We start from the raw sequence: 22371 nt of genomic DNA on the forward strand, positions 1-22371 counted from the left end.
CTCCGCGTAGCAGTGCCATCGAACCTGCCCTCCGGCTACGATGGATGCATTGTGCGACTGGCAATTTCGCAGTTCGCCCGACCGCTTCACTATGCATCGGAGGAGCATGGGCAAAGCGGCACCGAGCCTCTCCGAAACCGGACATCGGCTGACCCGAAAAGGGCGTGAGCTCTGCATTCGGGTCATGCCGATATCCGGTGGCGATGACGGCGGCCACGCGCTTGTTTTCGGCCAGATCGCCGATGGTTGTCTGGTTCGGATCCATTCCCGTTGCCTATACGGCGATGCCCTGCAATCCGAAGACTGCGATTGCGGTCCTGAACTCGACAAGTCCATGGATCTCATCCAGGACGCAGGGTGCGGTGTGCTCGTGTACCTCGAACAGGAGGGGCGCGGCGCCGGCCTTGTCAATAAGGCGCGTGGTCTGCGCACCAGTGAACGGTTGGGTGTCGACACCTTCGACAGCTACGAGCGTCTCGGGCTCAGCGTCGATATGCGGTGCTACCGACTCGCGGCCGAGGCACTGACCGTGCTCGGGCTCGGGTCGGTCCAGCTGCTGACGAACAATCCGGAAAAGGTGCGCGCGGTGCGCGATCAGGGCATCACCGTGACGGTCGTGCCCCTGGGGACGCGGCCGCGCAGCGACAAGGCGCGACGGTATCTCGAGGCCAAGCGGAAACGGCGCGGTCACATGATCCCCGTGGAGGACGCGCCCTGGTCGGCGCAAATTCGAGAGTCCCATCAGCCGTGGTGGTGCCAGGCACTGTCGTGGTTTCGGCGGGGTTTGATACTCGTCGCAAGGATTGTCACGATCCCCGAGATCTGGATCCGATAAGAATCGGGTACGCGCATTGATCGGGTAAGACGGTGTGCTCAACGTGTCCCAGCGCGAGAAAGCACTGTGGCCCTGAGCGTAATGCTCAGGGCCACAGCATTTTTGGAGTCGGAGTCGGCGGAGCCTACTTCACCTCGTAGGTGGCGACGATGGTCGCGCGGGCGAGGGTGTGGAAGAACAGGTTGAACCCGAGGAATGACGGCGTCGCGTCCTCGGTGACCTCCAGGTTCTCCACATCGACCGCGTGCACCACCACGAAATACCGGTGCGGCCCATGCCCCGCGGGCGGCGCGGCGCCGACGAAGCCCGGGAACGATGCGTCGTTGCGCAGGTTGATCGCACCCTCGGGCAGCGTGCCGCCCATACTTCCCGCGCCGGTCGGCAGTTCGGTGGTCGTCACCGGGATATTGGCGACCGCCCAGTGCCAGAAGCCCGCCGCCGTCGGCGCGTCCGGATCGTACACCGTGACCGCGAAACTCTTTGTCTCCTCCGGGAATCCGGACCAGGACAGCTGCGGCGAAATGTCCTTGCCTCCGACGCCGAAGAATTCACTGACTTGATCGTTGTGCAGCGACTCACCGGGGGCGATGTTCTCCGAGGCCACCGTGAAGGCGGGCACCTGCGGGAGCGCGTCGTAGGGGTTGTAGGTCATTAGGTCCTCTCCGGATTGATTCAGCTGTGCAACAAGAAATGTTCCAAAACCTGGGTGCCGAATTCGAGGGCATCCACCGGAACGCGTTCGTCGACTCCATGGAACAACGCGGTGAAGTCCAGATCCGGCGGCAGCCGCAGCGGCGCGAAGCCGAAGCAGCGAATACCCAAGCGGGCGAACGCCTTCGCGTCGGTACCGCCGGAGAGCATGTAGGGCACGGTGCGGCCGTGCGGATCGTGGGCGAGGATTGCCTCGCTCATCGCGTCGACCAGATGCCCGTCGAAGGTCGTTTCGTAGGAATCGAGCTTGGTGATCCACTCGCGCTCGACGTCGGGGCCGATCAGCTCGTCCACCTCGCGTTCGAACTCTTGCTGCCGGCCCGGCAGCACACGGCAGTCCACGACCGCTTCCGCTGTTTGTGGGATGACGTTGGCCTTGTAACCGGCCTGCAGCATGGTGGGGTTCGCGGTATCGCGCAGCGTGGCGCCGATGATGCGGGAGATCGTGCCCAATTTCGCGAGCTGCCCCTCGATGTCTGGGACCGTCGGATCGAACGGCAAGCCCGTCTCCTCCGCCACCGCGGCGAGGAATTCGGCGACGGAATCCGAAAGCACCAGCGGGAAAGTATGTTTGCCGAGTCGGGCGACCGCGGCGGCCAAGATGGTGACCGCGTTGTCCTCGTGCAGGAACGAGCCGTGACCCGCGCGCGCTTTGGCGCGCAACCGCATCCAGCCGAGGCCCTTCTCCGCTGTCTCCACCAGGTAGAGCCTGCGTTCGGTGCCGTCGGGGCGCGGGACCGTCAGCGAGAACCCGCCGACCTCCCCCACCGCTTCGGTGATCCCAGCGAACAGATCGGGCCGGTTGTCCGCCAGCCACTGCGAGCCCCACTTGCCGCCGGCCTCCTCATCGGCGAGAAAGGCGAAGACGATATCGCGCGGCGGCACCGTCCCCTCGATCTTGAACTGCCGGGCGACGGCCAACATCATGCCGACCATGTCCTTCATATCGATCGCGCCGCGTCCCCACACGTAGCCGTCGCGGACCGCTCCGGAGAAGGGGTGCACACTCCAGTCGGCGGCCTGCGCGGGGACGACATCCAGGTGGCCGTGCATCATCAGCGCACCGCGGCTGGAATCGGCGCCCTTCAACCGCGCGAACACGTTCCCGCGCCCCGGCGCGCCCGATTCCACGTACTCGGTGGTGTAGCCCGCCTGATGCAGCTGATCGGCCACCCACTGCGCACACTCGCGCTCACCCTTGGTGGTCGCCAGATCGCCGGTGTTGGAAGTATCGAACTGGATCAGCGTGCTGACCAGTTCCACCACCTCGGACACTGCGCGGGAGTTTCTCTTCGGGCCGGATCTTTCGCCAATTGCTGACACGTACCCTTTCCTACCATCTGACCCCCTGGTTACCGTGCTGCGCCTCCCGCCGCGCCGGGCGAGGTGCGCCGCCGAACTACTCGGTCACGCGGGAAAATGGACCCGCGCCGCTCCGGTTCGATCGATACGGTCGCGGCCCCAGGCCCCGAGGGGCTCGAGGGGCTCGAGGGCAGCGTTGAGCGCGGTTCCCAGCGCGGTGAGGCGATACTCGACGCGCGGAGGCACCTCTCGAAAGACCTCGCGGTCGACGATGCCGTCCTCCTCCAGCTCGCGCAGCTGCTGGATCAACATCTTCTCCGACACTCCCGGCAGGCCGCGTCGTAGTTCGCCGAAGCGCCGCACGCCGTGGTTCTCCAGCTCCCAGAGGATCAGCGCTTTCCACTTCCCGCCAACGACGTCCATCGCCGCGTCGATGCCGCAGAAGTATGGTCCGGATCTCTTTTCACCCATCGCCCGACCTCGCCACCTGTTCACAACCCGCTTGGTAAGTACCCGACCAGATAGTAGGTACTTGCCAGTCCATCAGGCAAAGGGAAACCTCGTTCCCCTACCGGTCTCACCGACGGACGCAGGGGAAAGCCCGTCAATAGTGCTATGCACCAACCTCATTCAATGATCGCGAACAGCCCCGGTGTCTGCTCGTCCAGCCGGCCCCGCGCTACCGGGCGCTCGAGTTTCAACCGCAGCCCTTCGACTTTCGACGGCCGGATCTCGAGCCCGGCTCCGGTTCCCGCAAATGCGCGCCGCCCCCGTCTGACTCGGCCGACTCGGCGAGATCACTTGTCGCACCGAGGATCTCGATCAGGGCGGCCAGCGAATAATGGTCGGCTTCCGGGCGGGCATCGCGGTTGCCCCAGCGGTACAGCTGTTCGCCGCCCGGCACCCAGATGTTCTGGTGGACGTGCAGCGATCGAATGGGACGACCAGGCTCGATGCTGCTCGACGGCCGCATCGACGTCGGCTATGTACGGCTGCCCATAGACGAGGCTGGCCTACGCGTGGCCCCGCTGTACACCGAGCCGCGGGTGGCGGTGCTGCCCGTCGGCCACCGATTGGCCGGCCGGGAGCAGATCACCGAGGCCGACCTGGCCGGCGAGCCGCTGGTCTGGCACACGGACACGAGCACGCAGCCCACCAGACGGCCGCACCCTAACGCCGGGTACCTGGTGCGCGGGGTAGAGGAGACGCTCGAGCATGTCTCGGCCGGCCGGGGCATCTCGTTTCTGGCCCGTTCGGCGACCGTGTTCTACTCACATCCGAACACAGTTACGTGCCCGTCCCGGATCTGGCGTCCGATCAGGTGTGCCTCGCGATGGCGGCATCGCACACCTCGCCGGTGGTCGACGACTTCTTCACCGCGGCTCAGGCGGCGGCCGAGATCACGGCGGAATGTGGGAACTATGAAATGTGGAAGCTTGGAAGCGGTGTCGTTTCAAAGCATGATTGAGTAGCTCGGCTGACACGTGTCGATCGGGCTCCAGCTGTCGACCAATTCCTGGGTCTTTCCGTTATCGGACCAGTGTGAAGTTACGGCCCTGCAGGGGAGGAAACATCCTGTGCAGGTTGTGTTTTCGATGAAACTGGTTCGGTAGCCGGGTCGACGATGTCAACCATGGTCACAGCCCGGAGCGCACCAGTGGTTGACCCGCGTGTCGGCACCACGTGTATGGCCGGCCGAGTCGGCTAAGTTGGCAGAGTCTTGCTCAACCGAGTAACGGCGACTGTGGACAGGAAGGGTGGCTCGGGTGGATACCGACACTGAAGGCGCAGCGGGCCCCGCGACCTTCGACGGGTTGGTCGCCGAAATTCGCGGTCGGATGGATTCGCTGTCGGCCTCGCACAAGAAGCTGGCTCAACGCGTGCTGTCGGATCCTGAAGCGGTGGCGTTCATGACGGTATCCGACCTCGCGGGCGCCGTCGGGGTCAACGAGGCTACCGTCGTGCGGTTTGCCAATGGTCTGGGTTTGAAGGGCTATCCCGGGCTGACGCGGTTGTGTCGCGCACGACTTCAGGAGCAAGCGCAACTCTTGCACCGCTTCGACAGTCTCGCGCACCTGGCAGCCGACGGCGCCGGGCTGCTCGAGCAGACCGTGGGGCTCGACCAGGCGAATATCGCCAGAACCTTCGCGCGCATCGACGGCGTGATGTGGCAGTCTGCGGTCGACCGACTGGCCCGAGCGCCCAGGGTGCACGTGATGGGCATGCGCAAGTGTCACGCACCGGCCTACCTGTTGAGCTATCTGCTCGGCATGCTGCGCGAGAACGTGGTCGCGATCAACGCGGGCACCGGATCGCTGACCGATGAACTGCGCCGGGTGCAGCCGGGTGACTGCTTCGTGGCGATGTCGATCCATCGCTACAGCCTCGACACCGTGCGTGCCGCGCAGTGGGCGCGGCAGCGCGGCGCCCATGTCATCGCATTGACCGATACCGCCGTCTCACCGCTGGCGACGTCGTCGCACGACACGTTCTACATCGAGGCGTCCAGTGCGAGCGTGCTGCGATCGATGACGGCTTTCACCTCCCTTGTTCAGGCAATGACGGGTGCGGTCGCGCAGATCCTCGGGCATGAGGTGCGTCCGACACTGGCCGAGGAGGAGAAACTGCTGGATGAGTTCGGTGTCTACGCCGACACACCCAGCGAATAGCGCGGGAGCTCGCTTACTCGGCGCTCGCCGTTACCGCGACCGCCCGCCGCTGATGGATCAGACCCGCGGTGACGGCGATGGCGGTAACCAGCAGAGTCAGGGCGAGCGGAGTCCGAGTCTCAGCGGTCAGCGCCATCCCGACGACGATGGCCAGCAGGATGATTCCCACCGTATAGGACAGGTAGGGGCCGCCCCACATCTTGACTGGCAGGACCTCGATCTGCGCCGCGGTCTTGGTGCGACGCCCGGCGATCTGAGTGGCACAGATACACAGGTAGACCACCACCGCGATCGCGCCAGAGGAACTGAGCAGGAAGCTGAAAACCGCTCCGGTGGGCAGGAAGTAGTTCGCGACCACCGCGAGAAATCCAGCACTCGACGCGGCAAGGACACCGGCGACCGGAACCCCCGACGGTGCCGTCTTGCCCAGCATGCGTGGAGCTTCGCCGCGGCGCGACAGCGCGAACAGCATCCGCGAGGACGAGTAGAGACCCGAGTTCAGGCACGACAACACCGCTGTCAGCACGACCAGGTTCATGATGGTCTGCGCGCCGGGAACCCCGAGCAGGCCCAATACCGCGGTATAGGGGCTTTGGGTGACTTGTGTTGCGTTCCAAGGCAATACCGTGACGATCACGAGGATGGAGCCGACGTAGAAGATGAGAATGCGGGCCGCGACGCTGCGCATGCTCACGCGCACCGCCGTGACCGGATCCTGCGCCTCGCCCGCGGCGATCGTCACCAGTTCGGTGCCGAAGTAGGAGAAGAAGACCGTCAGCGACGCCACGAGCAATGGTGTGAGCCCGTTCGGGAACAGGCCGCCGTATCCGAGTAGGTTCGCCGTTCCTGGCGCGTGGTAGCGCGGGAGCAGTCCGCCGACCGCCGCGATACCGATTCCGATGAACGCGACGATCGCGACCACCTTGATCATCGCGAACCAGAACTCGAATCGCGCGAATGAGGTGACGGCCGCGAGATTAACGCAGGTCAGGGCGCTCATGAAGATCAGGGAATAGAGCCAGGTCGGCACTAGCGGCAGGAGTTGATGGGCTATCGCCGCGCCGGCGATCGCCTCGAAAGCGACTGTGACGCACCAGTGATAGGCATAGACCCAGCCGACCGACAATCCCGCCCATGAGCCGAGCTCTCTGGAGGCGTAGCTCGCGAACGACCCGGTCTCGGGGCTGGCCGTGGCCAGTTCGGCGAGCATGCGCATCACCAGAATGATGACAAGGCCGGTGAGCAGGTAGACGAAGACGATGCCGGGACCCGCCGCGGAAATCGCCTTACCGCTGCCGACGAACAACCCGGCGCCGATGACTCCGCCGATGCCGATCATCGTCAGCTGACGAGTGTTGATGCTGTGCTTCAGATTCCCCGAGGTGGGCACGATGCCTTCTTTCATGGACCGCGGGCCGTGACCCGACAACTGGTTAGTGAGTCATGAAACACCGCCGCCCGCGCGTGTGCAATGAAAACTGCATATTTGGCCGATATTGCAATATTTGTGGCATCCTGTAGTTGTCACGGTGGGGACCGCGCGCCGCGGATCAGGCGCTGTCGGCTCGACCGAACTGACTGCCCAGCAAGACATTTCAATCATCGACCGCTAGGAAATGAGGCCCATGCCCACCGTGCTGATGAGCAGATCCGGCTATACCGCGAACCTCGTTCTCTATCGCCCAGAACGACTCAACGCGGTGAGCGAAGAGATGTATCGAACGCTGATCGACGAACTGGTCGCCGCCGACGCCGATCCGGATATCCGCTGCGTCGTCCTCAGCGGTGCGGGCCGTGCGTTCTGCGTCGGCGCCGACCTGAAAGCGCACAGATCGAGCACCAGAACCCCCACGGAGCAGGCGCAATACGTCGATCTCGGCCAGCGTGCCTGCGCGCAGATCCAGACGATGCGCACTCCGGTGGTCGCGGCGGTCAGCGGTTACGCCCTCGGTGCGGGCGCGGAAATCGCCATCAGCGCGGACTTCCTCGTCATGACCGAGGACGCGCAGATGGGTTTCCCCGAGGTGAGTATCGGCACCTTCGTCGGCGGTGGTGTGACCAGCAGGCTTCCGCGTCTGGTCGGCCTGCGTCGGGCCACGGATCTGCTGATTCTCGGTGACCGATTCACCGGCAGGCAAGCACTCGAATGGGGGTTGGCCCATTCCACGGCGCCAGAGCAGTCGTTGCTGGAATCGGCAGGCGCGCTTGCCGAAACCCTCGCGGCCAAGGCGCCACTCGCGCTGGCCAAGATGAAGGCGGCGCTGTACCGCGACGACTCCATCGAAGTCGCGTTGTCCACTGAGCCTCGCGAACTCCTCGAATTGATGGGGACAAGGGACTGGGCAGAGGGCGTCGCGGCTTTCGCCGAACGCCGCTCCCCCAGTTTCGAAGGAAAATAAGCATGACCAGTATCGACGAACGCACCTCCGTCTTCGGTCCGCCCGCCCGCGCCGCACTCACGCGGTTGCTCGACCCACATTCGATCGCCATCGTCGGTGCGTCCGCCAACCCGGCCAAGCGCGGATTCCATGCCATCCGGGCGCTGCAACAGGCCGGCTACGCCCATCCCATCCATCCGGTCAATCCCGCGGCAGGACAGATCCTCGGCCTCGATGTGTGCGCATCGATCGACCGGCTCCCATACGGTGTCGACGTCGCGCTGATCGTGCTGCCCGCCGCCGCGGTCGCCGACGCGCTGCGTCGGTGTGCCGCGGTAGGCATCGGCGGGGCTGTCGTTCTCGCCAACGGATTCGGCGAGATCGGTGACGTCGGTGCCGAACTCGCCGCGGAGCTGGCCGCGGCGGTCGCCGAGACCGGCATACGTGTCATCGGCCCCAACACCTCGGGCTTGATCAACGTTACCTCCGGCGCGAATCTCGTTGGTCTCCAAGATATTCCACAAGGTCCGATCAGCGTGATCACGCAGAGCGGGAACATGCTGCTTTCGGTGGTCAACGACAATCGCGCGTTCAGAGGGCCCGGTTTCCACGCCTATGTGGGGCTGGGCAACCAGGTCGACGTCCGCTACGACGAATGCCTGAACGAGCTCGCCCGCCATCCGAGCACCGGCGTGGTGGCCATCCATTCCGAGGGATTCGTCGACGGACGATCGTTCCTCGCCGCCGCCGCCGACGTGGTGCGGGATACGCCGATTGTCATGCTGCGAGGCGGTCGATCCGAAGTGGGCCGCCGCGCCGCACTCTCGCACACCGGCTCGATCGCAGGCCATGATGCCGTGGCGACGGCCGTGCTACGGCAGGCCGGAGTGGAGCTACTCGACCGCCCCGACGAGCTCGCCGTTGTCGCGGGGGCGCTTGCCACCTGTGCGCCGATTGTGCCCGGCCGCAAGGTCGCGATCCTCAGCGACGGCGGTGGTCACGCCGCACTGGCCGCCGATGCCCTTGCCGCAGTCGGCATCGAACTGGCCGAGCTCAGTGAGCGGACGCAGCTGCGACTGCGACAGCTGTTGGGCAGCGCCGCCGCAGTGGCGGATCCGGTCGATGTGGCCGGCGCCACCGACACCGATCCGATGGTGTTCGCCCACGCCTTCGACATCCTCGTGCGTGATCCCGAGGTCGGCCTCGTGCTGATCGTCGGCCTTTTCGGTGGATACCACCTGCGATTCGACCCATCGCTGCGCGAGAGCGAGGACGCCGCCGCTGAGGTGCTGCTCGCGCTCAACGCCGAACACGCTGTCCCCCTGGTGATTCAGAGCTGCTACGCCGATGTGGAGATAGCCAACCACGACCGCCTGCGGTCACACGGCGTACCAGTGCTCAGCTCGATCAATCACGCTGTGCGGATCGCGGCGGCACTGGAGCGGCGTGGCCGCAGACTGGCCGACACCGCGCGACGCTCCTCGCTCGCGTTGCCGCCGGCCGCCCCGCCCATTCACGGCTCGGGACTGCTCGACGAACCGGCGGCACGGCGGGCGGTCGAGGCAGCCGGAATCGAAATCGGCGCTTGGACTCTCGCACGTGAGGTCGCGGACGTGGTCGCCGCGGTCGCCGGTTACGAGCGACCGTGCGCCCTGAAGGTCGTTTCTCAACAGGTGGTCCACAAGTCCGATGTCGGCGGAGTCCGGCTCGGGGTGGTGGCCGCCGATGCGGGCGAGCACGCTGAAGCGATCATCGACGCCGTCTGTACCAACGTGCCCGAAGCCCGCATCGACGGGATGATCGTCACCCCGATGGCTGCGGCCGGGGTCGAACTGCTCGTCGGCGCCACGCACGATCCGGATTTCGGGCCGGTGGTTGCGTTCGGCAGCGGCGGGGTGATGGTCGAAGCGGTGCGCGACGTCGCATTTCGGGCCGCGCCGCTCACTGAACTCGAGGCCGGGGAAATGATCGACGAGACTTTCGTCTCCCGCCTACTCGACGGCCATCGTCACCTGCCGCCGGTCGACAGGGGCCAGCTGGCCCGATTCCTTGTCCGTATCGGCGATTTCGTCGCCGCGCACCCGGAGATATCCGAACTCGATCTCAACCCGGTTATCGCCCGCGGTTCCGAGATGGTGCCGGTCGATGTCCGAATCGTGCTGTCAGAGAAGATAACTGGAGACCATGATGAGTGAAGCGATCCTGATCGACCGCACCGAGGACGTCGTCGTCTGGACTCTCAACAGTCCGGCAGCGCGTAACCCCATCTCCGAAGCCGACACCATCGCCGCCTTACAGGACGCCGTGACAGCGGCCAATCGGGACCACAGCCTGCGCGCGGCGATCCTCACCGGTGCGGGGTCGGCGTTCTCTTCGGGCGGCAACATCAAACACATGCGCGACCGGACCGGAATGTTCGGTGGCACACCGGCGGAGCTACGGCAGGGGTATCGGCACGGCATCCAGTCCATCCCGAAGGCCCTGTACCACTGCGAAATCCCGACTATCGCCGCCGTCAACGGCCCAGCGGTCGGCGCGGGCTGCGATCTGGCACTGCTCTGTGATATCCGGATAGCCGCCAGCACCGCGGTCTTCGCCGAGAGCTTCATCAAGGTGGGCCTGATTCCCGGCGACGGCGGCGCCTGGCTGCTGCCGAAGGCGATCGGCATGGCCAGGGCCTGCGAGATGGCCTTCACCGGTGAACCGATCGACGCGTACACCGCACTCGAATGGGGTCTGATCTCCCAGGTCGTCGAACCCGACGCCCTCCTCGAGGCCGCACATCGCCTAGCTGCCAGGATCTGCGCGAATCCGCCGCACGCGCTGCGGATGACCAAGCGACTGCTGCGTGAAGCCCGGCATCAGAGCCTGGAAAGCAACCTCGAACTGTCGGCGGCGATGCAGGCCGCCGCCCACCACACCGAGGATCACCGAGAAGCTGTCGCGGCCGTGCTCGCACGCAGACCACCCGCCTTCAACGGCCGATAGCGCTCACTGTCACAGGAGCAACCGCGATCAGCGGCAGTGGACCAGCACGTGCTCAGGTCCCCGGATGACCCGGGACGGGCAGTAGCGCACCGGCCCGGCAACTCGTATCCGCGGAAACCGTTCCAGCAGAGCGCGCAGCGCGATCTGACCTTCCAGCCGGGCAAGTCCAGCGCCGATGCAGTAATGCGGGCCCGCCGCGAAGGAAAGGTGGTCGCGGGCGTTCGCCCGGTCGATGTCGAAGCGTTCCGGGTCGGTGAATACCTCGGGGTCGCGGTTGGCAGCGGCGAGCAGCGTCACCACCGGAGTGCCTTTACGCAGGTCCTGGCCTGCCAGCCGGGTCGGTTCCCTGGCCACTCGCACGCTGTATTGCGCGGGGGCTTGCAATCGCAATACTTCTTCGACGACCTGGTTGGTCAGATCGAGATCGGAGGCGAAGGCCTCGCGCTGTTCCGGATTCTCCGACAGTGCGACGACGGCGTTGCCGATGATGTTGGCTGTGGTCACGAAGCCGCCGATGAGCAACGCCTGACAGGTGGCGAGCAGGCCGATCCTGGTCATCGCGCCCTCGGCCACCGCAGTGGCCAGCTTGCTGATCAGGTCCTCACCTGGGCGGCGTTGCCGGTCGGCGACCACGGCGTCGAAGTAGTCGGTCAATTCGGCGAGCAGGACCTGAGTGCGGCGGCGTTCGCTTGCGCTTCGGGCACCGTCGACGGTGGCGCCGAATTCGATACCCCAGCGGACGAACAGCGGGTGATCGCTTTCGGGAAGTCCTAGGATCTCGCAGATCACCTTGCTCGGTACCTGGATCGCGAATTCGTCGATGAGATCGACCGGTTCGTCCCGGTCCAGCCGATCCAGCTGTTCGGCGACCACCTTTTCGATATAGGCGTGGCGCGCGCGCATGAGCTGCGGACTGAAGAACGGTGCGACGATCCGGCGCAGGGCGGTGTGCTCGGGCGGGTTCGCGGAGGCAAAAGAGTCGTCGAGCGGGTGTACGAGCACGTCGCTGCGTTGCCAGGACGGCGGTGTCAGTTTCAGCCGGACCGCTGAGGTCGGTGCGGCGAAGAACCGGTCACTACGCAGCACCTCGTTGCACACCGCGTAGGAGGCGGTCATACACAGCCCGCTGCGTCCTCGAACCAGATCACCTCTGGCCCTGATCTTTTCGTAGTTCGCATAGCCGTCTGCGCCGCGCGGCATGTGCAGCACCCGCGCGACGGGGTCGCCGACGGCGACGGACGCACCCAGACGCAGTCGAGCTCGGTAGAGTCCGGCGACGGTGCGTAGTTCGTCGACCGTGCTCATCGTTGCGCGTCCTGCGGTGAGCGCAACTTCGGGGCCTCGGTGATGCCTCGGTCCAGTAGGTCGTCTCGGATGCGTTCGCGCAGTATGTATTTCTTGATCTTGGTACCGGACATCGGCCACTCCTGCACGAACCGCACATAGCGCGGCACCCGGTAGGTGGCGATATTGCCGAGACAGAAGTCGATGATCTCCTGTTCGGTCGCGGTCGAACCGGGTTTCAACTCGATGAACGCGGTGGGCACCTCGACGTAGTAACTGTCCGGTGCACCGACCACCTGCACGATGTGCACGGCAGGATGGCGTAGCAGGTAGTTCTCCACCTCGGCTGCGGACACGTTCTCCCCGCCGATCTTCAGCATGTCCTTGAGCCTGCTGACGAAGGTCACCCGGCCGTCGGCGTCCAGGGTGCCGATATCGCCGGTGTGGAACCAGCCGTCAGCGTCGAAACTGCGCGCCGTGAGTTCGGCGTCGTAGAGGTATCCGTCGAAACAATTCGCTCCACGCAGCAGCAGTTCGCCCTCCGTGCCCGGCGCGACATCATCTCCGGTGTCGATATCCACCACCCGGATTTCCATCCCGGGCAACGGGTGTCCCCCGGTGGTCGTGCGCTGCTCGAGGGTGTCGGTCAGATGGTTCAACGACAGGAACGACGTGGATTCGGTCATCGCATAGCAGGACACCTGCACCGCCTGTGGCAGTCGACTCGCCATGTCTCGTAGGCGTTCCGGAACGCCGACCGCCAGCACCAGCCGAAGCGCGGACAGGTCACGAGCGACGAAATCGGGTTGATTCACCACCGGCAGCCAGATCGTCTCGAACCCGGGCAGCGCGACGGTGCACTGTTGGGCCTCCAGTTGGTCGAGCGCGGCAGTGGGCTGGAAGAAACCGACGTGGCAGTAGCGCGCACCCGCGTAGATGCTCGCGATCGCGAACGCGATACCGCCGATGTGGAACAGGGGCAGCGCGGTCCAGATCCGATCGTGCTCTGTGAGCAGGAATCTGACATCGGCGGTGGCCGCGGCGAATCGGCTGAATGCCTCGTGGCTGATCATCGCCCCCTTGGGGCTGGCGGAGGTGCCGGAGGTGTACATGACCATCGCGGTGTCACGCACGCGGACCAACTCCTGGCGGCGGCGAACCTGCGCCTGGTCGATACGGACCGCATCGGCGAGGAACTCCTGCTCCGAGACGAAGCCGACCGGTGCACTGTCCGCGCCGAGCAGTACGACGTGTCGCAGACCGGCACTGGTCTCCGGCGTCGGCAGGTAATCCGGCACCGGCGCGGTGGTGAACAGGACGCGCATCCGCGAATGCGCGACCACCTCGGTCAACTCGTAGCTCTTGAAGCGCGCGTTGATCGGCACCGGCAGCACGCCGATTTTCATGGCGCCGAACAGTATTGCGATCGAGTCCATGGAGTTCGGCAAAAGGATGCCGATGGTGTCGCCGGCCGCGATGCCCAGCGACAGCAGCCCTTTGGCAACCGTTTCGGCCCGCGCTGCCAGCTGGGCATAGGTGACCTCGGAGTCCGGAAATGTGAGGGCTATGCCGTCTGGATGCTCGGCAGCCCGCCTGTCGAGCAGGTCGCCGAGAGTCGTCACGGTGACCCATTGGCTTTCTCGTAAATCATTGCGACCCATGGCAACTCCCTGGCAACACTGTCGATAATCGCTCCCCCACCTATTTTCGGGACAGTACCGGAAGGGGATGGATTACGTGAGACGAGACGATACATGTTGCGTCATGGCATTGGCTGTGTGATCGTGTGCGTCTGGGGGACGCGTCAACTTCACCATGCAAGGCACGCCACGGAGGACTCCCCATTGCTCGAGTCGATTGTCGGACAGCACGGCTTATCGCTCAGTCGGATCATCGACGATGCCATCGGTTATTTTCAACGCTGTCAACAGCCAGATGGTTCGATAGCCGAGGATCCGGCGACCGTGGTGTTCCAGGAGTGGGACTCGGTCAATGCCCTCAAGGCAATTGCGTTGTGGAGCGCCGAGACGACGATCTCTACCACATCGACTGTCAATTCAATACTTTCATTCCTTTCCGTCAGTGAGAAGCCCACGGGAATGCTGAGCTGGGGTGCGATCGAAGTCGGAAATGCCGAATACTGCACGGAGACCAGCAGCGAGTACATCACCGCGCTCACCTTGCTCGGCGAACTCGAAAAAGCCCATGAGCGAGCGGAATTCCTGCGCCGCAAGCAGCTGGCGAGCGGTCCGTGGGAAGAGGTGCACAGCCACATTCCGAGGGCATTCCAGACTGAACCCTCGGTAACCGGGTTCGCGCTGCTCGCACTGGTCGGCCTGGATCTCGAACCGATCCACCTCGATGCGGCCTTGGACTTCCTGGCTGAAAAACAGCATGTAGAGGGCCATTTCGGGATCAATTGGTACTACTACTGCACGCACTACTACCTGATGCGACCCGCGGTCGCGGCGCTGGCAAGTTTCGGCAACTACCCAGCGGTCGCCGCGGCCCGCGACTTCGTGCTTGCGCAACAGCGGGCCGACGGCAGTTGGTTCAGCGAGGTCGACGGCTTCGGTGACATGGCGGCCGCCGAACAGCACACCGCACTCGCCCTGGCCACCCTCGCCCACGCGGGCATGTCCGCCGATGAACCACCGGTACGGCTGGCGATCGGGTGGCTACTCGACCGCAGGCGGCCGGACGGCTCCTGGTTCGGCGGCCGATACCCGTACCCGGAGACCGAAAGCTATTCCGCGTTCCGGGCAACCCAGGACGTATTCACCACCGCGCAGGTGCTTGCCGCGTTCAAAGAGCTGGAGAGGGCATGACACACACAGACGACGAACCCGTCGCCGTCATCGGCATCGGGTGCAGACTGCCCGGCGGTATCACCGATCAGCAGTCGCTGTGGAGGTCGTTGCTGGCAGGAGTCGACGCGATCGGGCCCATTCCCGAGGATCGCTGGGACGTCGAGCACTACTACTCGCCGAAGGCGCAGCAGCCGGGCAGACTCAATTCCCGGCAGGGCGGATTCCTCGACGAGGTCGACACCTTCGACGCGGCGTTCTTCGGCATCTCCGGCCGGGTGGCCGAACAGATGGACCCCCAGCAACGCCAGCTCCTCGAGGTGACCTGGGAGTCGCTCGAGGATGCCGGCATCATCCCGGCCGAGCTGGCAGGCGGGCGCACCGGCGTCTTCATCGGGGCCTGTAGTCAGGACTACGGCGGGCTGCAATCGGCGCCGAGCGAACTCGAGGGTCTCGGCCCGCATTCGGCCACGGGCACCTTCATGAGCATCGTGTCCAACCGGCTGTCCTACACGCTGGATCTGCGCGGACCGAGCATGACCCTCGACACCGCCTGCTCCTCCTCCCTGGTCGCCGTGCACCTCGCGGTGCAGAGCCTGCGGCAGGGCGAAAGCGAGCTGGCGCTGGCCGGTGGCGTGAACCTCATGCTGACCCCGCAGTTCGGAATCGCACTGAGTCAGGCCGCGATGCTGTCGCCCGATGGCCGGTCACGGGCGTTCGACGCCGGGGCCAACGGGTACGTGCGCGGCGAGGGCGTCGGCGTCGTCGTGCTGAAGCCGCTCTCGCGCGCACTGGCCGACGAAGATCGCATCTACGCGGTCATCCGCGGCACCGCGGTCAACCAGGACGGTCGCACCCAGGGCATCACTGTGCCCAGCGGTGAGGCCCAGGAAGCCAATTTCCGTGCCGCCCTTGCCGCCGCGCAGATCGCGCCCGCCGACATCGGCTACGTCGAAGCGCACGGCACCGGAACCCCGGTCGGGGACCCCATCGAGGCCAATGCCCTCGGCCGGGTTCTCGCCACCGGCCGCGACCACGGGATGCCCGCACTCCTCGGGTCCATCAAGACCAATATCGGGCATCTCGAAGCAGGCGCGGGCATCGTCGGGTTGATCAAAGCCGCGTTGTCGGTGTGGCATCGACAGATTCCGCCGAGCCTGCATTACCAGCAGCCCAACCCCGACATCGACTTCGCCGGTCTGCCGATGGCTGTGGCCACCGAGGCACAACCCTGGCCTGCCGGTTACCCCCGTGCGGCGGCCAGCGTCAACTCCTTCGGCTTCGGCGGCACCAACGCCAACGTGGTGCTCACCGAGCCAGATCCCGCGAAACCTGCTGCGGCCGAGCCGGTTTCAACCACCGACAGGCCCACCGTGCTGACCATCAGCGCACGCAGCGAACAGGCGCTGGACGCCCTCGCGGCGACCTACGCCGAACTGCTCGACACCCACTCCCCGGACCTGGAATCCTTCGGCGCCGCGCTCGCCCTGCGCCGTAGTCATCACGAGCACCGCCTTGCCGTGATCGCCGCCGACGCCGCCGAGGCGGCCACGAAACTGCGTGCAGGCCAGACGATTCGAGGCCAGACCCAGCGCGGCCGGACCGGGAGGGTGGCCTTTCTGTTCAACGGCCAGGGACCACAGTGGTACGCCATGGGCAGGCAGCTGCTGGAAACCTCGCCGGTCTACCGCGCGAAAATACTCCAGTGCGACGCACTGGCGCGCGCGTATCTCGACTGGTCGATCCTCGGCGAACTCACCGCCGACGAGGCAACCTCCCGGATCGGCGAGACACAGTGCCTACAGCCGACCATGTTCGCCCTCCAGGTGGCGTTGGTCGAGCTGTGGAAATCCTGGGGCATCGAACCTGACGCGGTCCTCGGTCACAGCATGGGCGAGATCGCGGCCGCCCACATCAGCGGGGCGCTGAGTCTGCCCGACGCGCTGAAAATCATCTGCCATCGCGCCCGCATCCAGGAGAAGGCCGACGCCACCGGCGCGATGATGTTCGTCGCGCTGCCCGAAGCCAGCGTCCAAGAGCTGTGCGCGCGCAACCCGGACGAGTTGTGGGTGTCCGCCGTGAACAGTCCACAGGCCACCACCATGTCCGGACGCAGGCCCGCCTTGGCGGCGCTGGCCGCAGAGCTCACCGACACCGGTGTGTTCGCGAGGATGCTGCGGGTGAACTGCGCCTGCCACAGCCCCGACATGGACCCGTTGCACGACGAGCTCATGGACGTGCTGGCCGGCCTCGTCGGCGGCGAATCGACGATTCCGATGTACTCGACGGCCACCGGCGCGCGGATCGACGGCATCGAACTCGGTGCTGACTATTGGTGGCGCAATTTCCGTCGGCCGGTACTGTTCGAACCCGCCGTCCGGGCCCTGCTGGCCGACGGTTTCGACACCTTCGTCGAACTGAGTCCGCATCCGGTGCTGGCGAATTCGCTCAACGAGATCACCGCCGACGCCACCGTCGTCACCTCTCTGGCCCGGAAGAAGGACGACTGGGAAAGTCTGCTCGGCTCCTTCGCCACGCTCTATGTCAACGCCGGCACGGTGGCCTGGCCACTGCGCTACCCGGCGGGGGCGCCGGTGCTCGAGCTGGCCACCAATCCCTGGATGCGCCAGCCATTTTGGAACGAGAGCGCCCTTTCCCGCCGGTACCGGACCGACGGTCAGGCACATCCGATGCTCAAGCGGGTCGACGGCCCACGCCCGACGTGGGAGATCAGCTGGGACGACCATCGGCTGTCGTGGGTGCGTGAGCACGACGTGTTCGGCTCGGTGATCGTGCCGGGCGCGGCGTATATCGAAGCCGCACTATATGCCGCGCAGTCGCTGACCGGTAAGCCGAGCGCGCTGGAGTTCGTCGAATTCGAGCGTGCCTGCATCCTGTCCGACGAGCCACAGGTGAGCAGACTGGAGCTGGACCCGGACACGGGGACATTCGAGTTCCATCAACGGGCGATCCGCGGTGACACCTGGGTGCGTAATGCTCGCGGCCGATTCCATGCTGCGCCGTTGGAACAGCGCGAAGGCCTCGACCTCGAGGCGATCCGCGCGCGGTGTACGAACACGTTCAAGCCCGTCGACATCTACGGCCGCATGGCCGGAAACGGTTACGCGTACGGCCCCTCCTTCTGCGGGATCACCCGGCTGCACGTCGGGCCGGGCGAGGCGCTCGCCCAGATCGCCCCGCCACGGGTATTGCGCAACCGCCTGACGGGCTACCTACTTCATCCGGCGGTACTTGACGCCTGCTTCCAAAGCGCGATCCTGCATCCTTCCGCCGAACGGCCAGATGAGCTGCTGCCGACCAACTATCTGCCGACGGGCATCGAACGGGTGCGCCGCTACCAGCAGGACGTTCTTCCGGTGTGGTGCTACACCCGCCTACGCAAGCACGACCACAGCGGCCTGCTCGTCGATATCTATCTGCTCGACGCGCACGGGCAGCCGATCGCCGAGTTCACTCCGTTGACCGGCAAGGCGATGCGGCAACACCCACGTGCCGCGGGCACCCTCGCCGAACACATGTACCACTTCCACTGGCAACCGAGCGAGCGTACGTCCACCCTCGGACCGAGCGCGGTCACCCTCGGACCGTCCGAGCTCGCGGCGGCACTGGAACCACTGTGCCAGAGGATGTCCGACCGCCTCGACCGGCGCACCTACGCCACCACCTATCAACAGGGAGTGCGCAGGCTCTGTGCCGCCTATGTGGCCGCCTGCCTGCGGTCCTTCGCGCCGGACACCGAGTTCACCGTCCCCGAGCTATCCGAGTTGCTGCCCGGCTACCAGCGGGCTCTGCACGGTTTGCTGCGGCTGCTCGTCGCCGACGGGACATTGCGCGAACACGGTGACCGGTATCGGATCGAACGAACCGAAGCGCTCGACCCGGATGCGCTGTGGGCCGAACTCTTCGACCGGCATCCCGACTGCACCTGGGAACTGTTGCTACTACGCCGAACCGGCGCACGGCTGCACGAGGTGCTCAGCGGCGCGGTCGATCCACTGGAGTTGCTGTTTCCGGCGGGAACGCTGACCGACATCGAGCCCATCTACCACACCTCCCCGATCGCCCGCTTCTACAATCTGATCGCCGGTCACGCCATGCAGCGGGTCGCCGCCCAGGCGGATCAGCGACGGACGCTGCGGGTGCTCGAAGTCGGCGGCGGCACCGGCGGGTTGACCGCCACGCTACTGCCCGCGCTTGCCGCGACCCAGTGCGAATACGTCTTCACCGATGTGTCGCCCACATTCGTGGCGGCAGCGCGGAAGCGGTTCACGGACTACGAATTCGTCGACTACCGCGTGCTGGACCTCGAAATCGACTTGCAGAACCAGGATTTCGTACCCGGCTCGTTCGATGTGGTGGTAGCCGCCGACGTGGTGCACGCCACCGCCGACACCAAGAAGACGCTGCTGTATCTCCAGGAAATGCTCGCTCCCGGCGGCCTGCTGCTGCTGATCGAGGCCGCGCCCGACACCCCTTGGCTCGACCTGACTTTCGGCCTCACCGCGGGCTGGTGGTCGTTCCGCGATCTGCGGTTGCGTCCGGACGGCCCGCTGCTCTCGCCCGAGCAGTGGCAAGATCTGCTGCGGTCACTGGACTTCGACGATGTCGCGGCGCTCGGCGATCCCGGCCACGTCGGTCCCGGATCGCAATCGCTGCTGCTGGCGCGCGCTCCGGAGGCGACCGAGCCCGCCGTGCAGCACGGCAGCAACGCACTACCGCTCGGGGAATGGCTGATCGTGGCAGGCACCGATCCGCTCGGCGCGGACCTGGCCGCCCGCATCGACGCCGAGGGCGGGCACGCCACGCTCGTGCGTGACCTCACCGACCATGATCTCGAGGCTCTGGAACCGGCCGGAATCATCGATCTGCGCGGCGCGGCCGATCTTGCCCTGGATCGAGCGCTGACCGAATCATCGCTGCGGCTGATCGATCTGCTCACCCGAGTGTGCGGCAAGCAGTCGCAACAGTGGCCCCGGGTGTACGCGGTGACGCGCGGCGCACACGCTTTCCGGAACAAGGAGATAGATCTGTCAGCCGCGGCGGCGTGGGGACTGAGTCCGGTGGTCGGACTGGAGCTTCCACAGCTGCGCTACACCGTCATCGATCTCGAATCCACACCCACCGCAGGCGATTCGGCGTCGATACTCGCCGAGTTGCGCACCGACGATCATGAACGGGAGATCGTCTCGCGTGGCGGCGAACGCTTCGTGCGCCGACTTCTCGCGCGCCCATCCGGCCCGGAAACCACGCTGGCGGGCGATCTCGCGCCCGGCACCGGGTTCGCGCTGAGCACCGAGGCGCCCGGCTCGCTCGACGAATTGGGTTATCACGCCACACCGCGGGTCGAGCCGGCCGCCGACCAGGTGGAAATCCAGATCGCCGCGGCAGGACTGAATTTCCTCGACGTCATGATGGCGCTCGGCCAGGTGCCGCCGCTGGAATCGGCCACCGGATACCGGTTCGGCGCGGAGTGCGCAGGAATCGTCACTCGTGTGGGCGCCGAGGTCACGGGGATCGGCGTCGGTGACGCCGTGGTGGCCGTCAACGCGGCGCAGGGCACGCTGGGCAGCCACCTCACCGTGCCAGTCACCGGTGTCGTCGCCAAACCGGTCAACCTGAGTTTCGAAGCGGCGGCAGCCGTGCCGATCGTTTTCCTCACCGCGTGGCATGCCCTGCACAAGCTCGCCCGGCTGACCGCCGGCGAAAAGGTACTGATCCACGCCGCCGCGGGCGGGACCGGCCTGGCGGCCGTTCAGATCGCGCGCGCGGCGGGTGCGGAGGTTTTCGCGACCGCGGGCAGTCCGGACAAACGGGCACTGCTGCGGGCGATCGGTGTGCAACACGTGTTCGATTCCCGTACACCGGATTTCGCGGACGAGATTCTCACGGTCACCAATGGCGCCGGTGTTGACGTAGTACTGAATTCGATCGCGGGTGCGACTGTCGGGCGCAGCCTCGGGTGCCTGGCGCCGTACGGGCGCTTCGTCGAACTCGGCAAGCGCGATCTGCTACAGGACAGCAAGCTCGGCCTTCGCCCCTTCCTGCGCAACCTGTCGTACTTCAGTTTCGACCTGCGACAGCTGCTGCTCGACCGGCCCGCGGCCGTGCACGCCGAATTCGAGGCGCTGATGGCGCGATTCGCCGCGGGCGAACTACACCCACTGCCACACCGGGTCTTCCATCCCGCGGAGACCGAGTCGGCCTTCCGGCATCTGGCTGCGGCCCGGCACATCGGCAAAGTGGTGCTGGCGATGGACGAGCGTGAGATTCCGGTGGCCCGCACTCCGCAGCCACCGTCCACCGACGGAACCTGGCTGGTCACCGGAGGTCTCGGCGGTGTGGGACTGGCCATGGCCGATCGCCTCGCCACCGCAGGCGTGCGGCACCTGGTGCTGATCGGGCGCTCGGGGGTGTCCACCGAGGTCGCTGCGGCCAGGGTGGCCGATCTTCGGGCGCGCGGCGTGCAGGTCCTCGCCGAGGCGGTGGACGTCGGTTCCCGGACCGCGCTGGCCGCGCTGCTCGACAGGATCGCCGATGAGCTGCCGCCGCTGCGCGGGGTGCTGCACTGTGCGATGGTCCTCGATGACGCGCTGATCACCGATATGGACCGCGACCGGGTGACCAATGTGCTGGCGCCCAAGGCTTTCGGCGCATGGCACCTGCACGAGCTGACCGCACACCTGCCGCTGGCGGCGTTCGTCCTGTTCTCCTCGGCGACGTCGATGGTCGGCAACCGGGGCCAAGCCAACTATGCCGTGGCCAACGCCTTCCTCGACCATCTAGCCCAGGCCAGACACGCCGCCGGACAGCCGGTGCTCACGGTGAACTGGGGCGCGGTCTCCGATGTCGGATACGTGGCCAGGCACGACACCATCGGGCGTCTCGTGGCCACCACTGGAATGCAATCGTTCACCGTCGCACAGGCTTTCGAGGCGATGCAGGCGCTCTGGGGTGGAGGCCTGCCCCAGGTCGGCGTCCTGCCGATGGACTGGCCGCAGTTCTTCCGCCAACACGATCTGGCCGCGCAGGACCAACCGCGCTACGAACACCTGTCCACCTTGGGCTCGGACCAGGCCGACACCGCAGGCACGGGCAGCCCGCTGCGGGTGCAGCTACGCACTCGATCGGCGCAAGCACGCGGCGAGTTGGTTGCGACGGCGCTGCGGGTGCGCCTGGCGGGTGTGCTCGGCATCCCGCTCGACTCCCTTGACGAGAACATGCCGCTGATGGACTACCTCGATTCGCTGCTCGCGGTCGAGATCAGCGCCTGGCTGGAACGGGAACTGGGCGTGAAGGTGACCATTATGGAGCTGATGAAGGGGCCGAGCGTACTGCAACTGACCGCTCAGATCCTCACGCAGTTGGACCAGTGACAA

The 22371-nt window shown here is 65.8% G+C and carries 15 protein-coding genes and 1 pseudogene; 9 read left to right on the forward strand and 7 right to left on the reverse strand.

Features of this window, described 5'->3' with window-relative positions:
* The first annotated feature begins 106 nt into the window (after window positions 1-106).
* Window positions 107-835, forward strand: coding sequence for a GTP cyclohydrolase II (locus tag ACLMAJ_RS23130; protein ID WP_412015890.1), 729 nt, complete (start codon window positions 107-109; stop codon window positions 833-835).
* A gap of 124 nt (window positions 836-959) precedes the next feature.
* Here the strand turns inward: ACLMAJ_RS23130 and ACLMAJ_RS23135 are convergent, their stop codons facing one another.
* The 4 genes from ACLMAJ_RS23135 to ACLMAJ_RS23150 form a co-directional block, all read right to left on the reverse strand.
* A complete protein-coding gene (locus ACLMAJ_RS23135; RefSeq protein ID WP_412015891.1) occupies window positions 960-1487 on the reverse strand; it encodes a YbhB/YbcL family Raf kinase inhibitor-like protein in 528 nt (175 codons plus the stop codon).
* 20 nt (window positions 1488-1507) lie between these two features.
* A complete protein-coding gene (locus ACLMAJ_RS23140; protein WP_412015892.1) occupies window positions 1508-2869 on the reverse strand; it encodes a M20/M25/M40 family metallo-hydrolase in 1362 nt (453 codons plus the stop codon).
* A gap of 84 nt (window positions 2870-2953) precedes the next feature.
* Window positions 2954-3319, reverse strand: coding sequence for a winged helix-turn-helix transcriptional regulator (locus tag ACLMAJ_RS23145; RefSeq protein WP_412015893.1), 366 nt, complete (start codon window positions 3317-3319; stop codon window positions 2954-2956).
* A gap of 226 nt (window positions 3320-3545) precedes the next feature.
* Entirely contained in the window at window positions 3546-3821 is a 276-nt protein-coding gene (locus tag ACLMAJ_RS23150; protein ID WP_412015894.1) for a hypothetical protein, read from the reverse strand.
* Here ACLMAJ_RS23150 and ACLMAJ_RS23155 point away from each other — a divergent pair.
* The 3 genes and pseudogenes from ACLMAJ_RS23155 to ACLMAJ_RS23165 form a co-directional block, all read left to right on the forward strand.
* Window positions 3802-4077: pseudogene (locus ACLMAJ_RS23155) on the forward strand (LysR substrate-binding domain-containing protein); the annotation flags it as partial. The gene ACLMAJ_RS23150 and the pseudogene ACLMAJ_RS23155 overlap by 20 nt on opposite strands.
* A 104-nt stretch (window positions 4078-4181) precedes the next feature.
* Window positions 4182-4316: a hypothetical protein gene (locus ACLMAJ_RS23160; protein ID WP_412015964.1), complete on the forward strand. Its 135-nt coding sequence runs from the start codon at window positions 4182-4184 to the stop codon at window positions 4314-4316.
* 298 nt (window positions 4317-4614) lie between these two features.
* Entirely contained in the window at window positions 4615-5517 is a 903-nt protein-coding gene (locus ACLMAJ_RS23165; RefSeq protein ID WP_412015895.1) for a MurR/RpiR family transcriptional regulator, read from the forward strand.
* A gap of 13 nt (window positions 5518-5530) precedes the next feature.
* Here the strand turns inward: ACLMAJ_RS23165 and ACLMAJ_RS23170 are convergent, their stop codons facing one another.
* Window positions 5531-6907, reverse strand: coding sequence for an amino acid permease (locus ACLMAJ_RS23170; protein ID WP_412015896.1), 1377 nt, complete (start codon window positions 6905-6907; stop codon window positions 5531-5533).
* Between the two features lie 235 nt (window positions 6908-7142).
* Here ACLMAJ_RS23170 and ACLMAJ_RS23175 point away from each other — a divergent pair, with 235 nt between their 5' ends.
* Genes ACLMAJ_RS23175 through ACLMAJ_RS23185 form a run of 3 tightly spaced genes read left to right on the forward strand, consistent with a single transcriptional unit; the run spans window position 7143 to window position 10883 of the window.
* Window positions 7143-7916, forward strand: a complete 774-nt coding sequence (locus ACLMAJ_RS23175; protein WP_412015897.1) for an enoyl-CoA hydratase/isomerase family protein — start codon at window positions 7143-7145, stop codon at window positions 7914-7916.
* Window positions 7917-7918: 2 nt separating this feature from the next.
* Window positions 7919-10090, forward strand: coding sequence for an acetate--CoA ligase family protein (locus tag ACLMAJ_RS23180; RefSeq protein ID WP_412015898.1), 2172 nt, complete (start codon window positions 7919-7921; stop codon window positions 10088-10090).
* Window positions 10083-10883, forward strand: coding sequence for a crotonase/enoyl-CoA hydratase family protein (locus ACLMAJ_RS23185; RefSeq protein ID WP_412015899.1), 801 nt, complete (start codon window positions 10083-10085; stop codon window positions 10881-10883). The genes ACLMAJ_RS23180 and ACLMAJ_RS23185 overlap by 8 nt, the downstream gene beginning before the upstream one ends.
* A 27-nt stretch (window positions 10884-10910) precedes the next feature.
* On the opposite strand, the gene ACLMAJ_RS23190 is transcribed toward ACLMAJ_RS23185, so the two are convergent.
* Together ACLMAJ_RS23190 and ACLMAJ_RS23195 are read right to left on the reverse strand one after the other, a co-directional pair.
* Window positions 10911-12188 carry a cytochrome P450 gene (locus ACLMAJ_RS23190; protein ID WP_412015900.1) on the reverse strand — a complete coding sequence of 426 codons (1278 nt, stop codon included), beginning with the start codon at window positions 12186-12188 and terminating at the stop codon, window positions 10911-10913.
* Entirely contained in the window at window positions 12185-13828 is a 1644-nt protein-coding gene (locus tag ACLMAJ_RS23195; RefSeq protein ID WP_412015901.1) for a class I adenylate-forming enzyme family protein, read from the reverse strand. Before ACLMAJ_RS23195 ends, ACLMAJ_RS23190 begins: the two co-directional genes overlap by 4 nt.
* A 438-nt stretch (window positions 13829-14266) precedes the next feature.
* Here ACLMAJ_RS23195 and ACLMAJ_RS23200 point away from each other — a divergent pair, with 438 nt between their 5' ends.
* Together ACLMAJ_RS23200 and ACLMAJ_RS23205 are read left to right on the forward strand one after the other, a co-directional pair.
* Entirely contained in the window at window positions 14267-14995 is a 729-nt protein-coding gene (locus tag ACLMAJ_RS23200; RefSeq protein WP_412015902.1) for a prenyltransferase/squalene oxidase repeat-containing protein, read from the forward strand.
* Window positions 14992-22368, forward strand: a complete 7377-nt coding sequence (locus tag ACLMAJ_RS23205; protein WP_412015903.1) for an SDR family NAD(P)-dependent oxidoreductase — start codon at window positions 14992-14994, stop codon at window positions 22366-22368. The genes ACLMAJ_RS23200 and ACLMAJ_RS23205 overlap by 4 nt, the downstream gene beginning before the upstream one ends.
* Window positions 22369-22371: the final 3 nt, after the last annotated feature.

It is taken from the genome of Nocardia arseniciresistens (assembly GCF_046764875.1).
In the GTDB taxonomy this organism is placed as follows: Bacteria; Actinomycetota; Actinomycetes; order Mycobacteriales; family Mycobacteriaceae; genus Nocardia; species Nocardia arseniciresistens.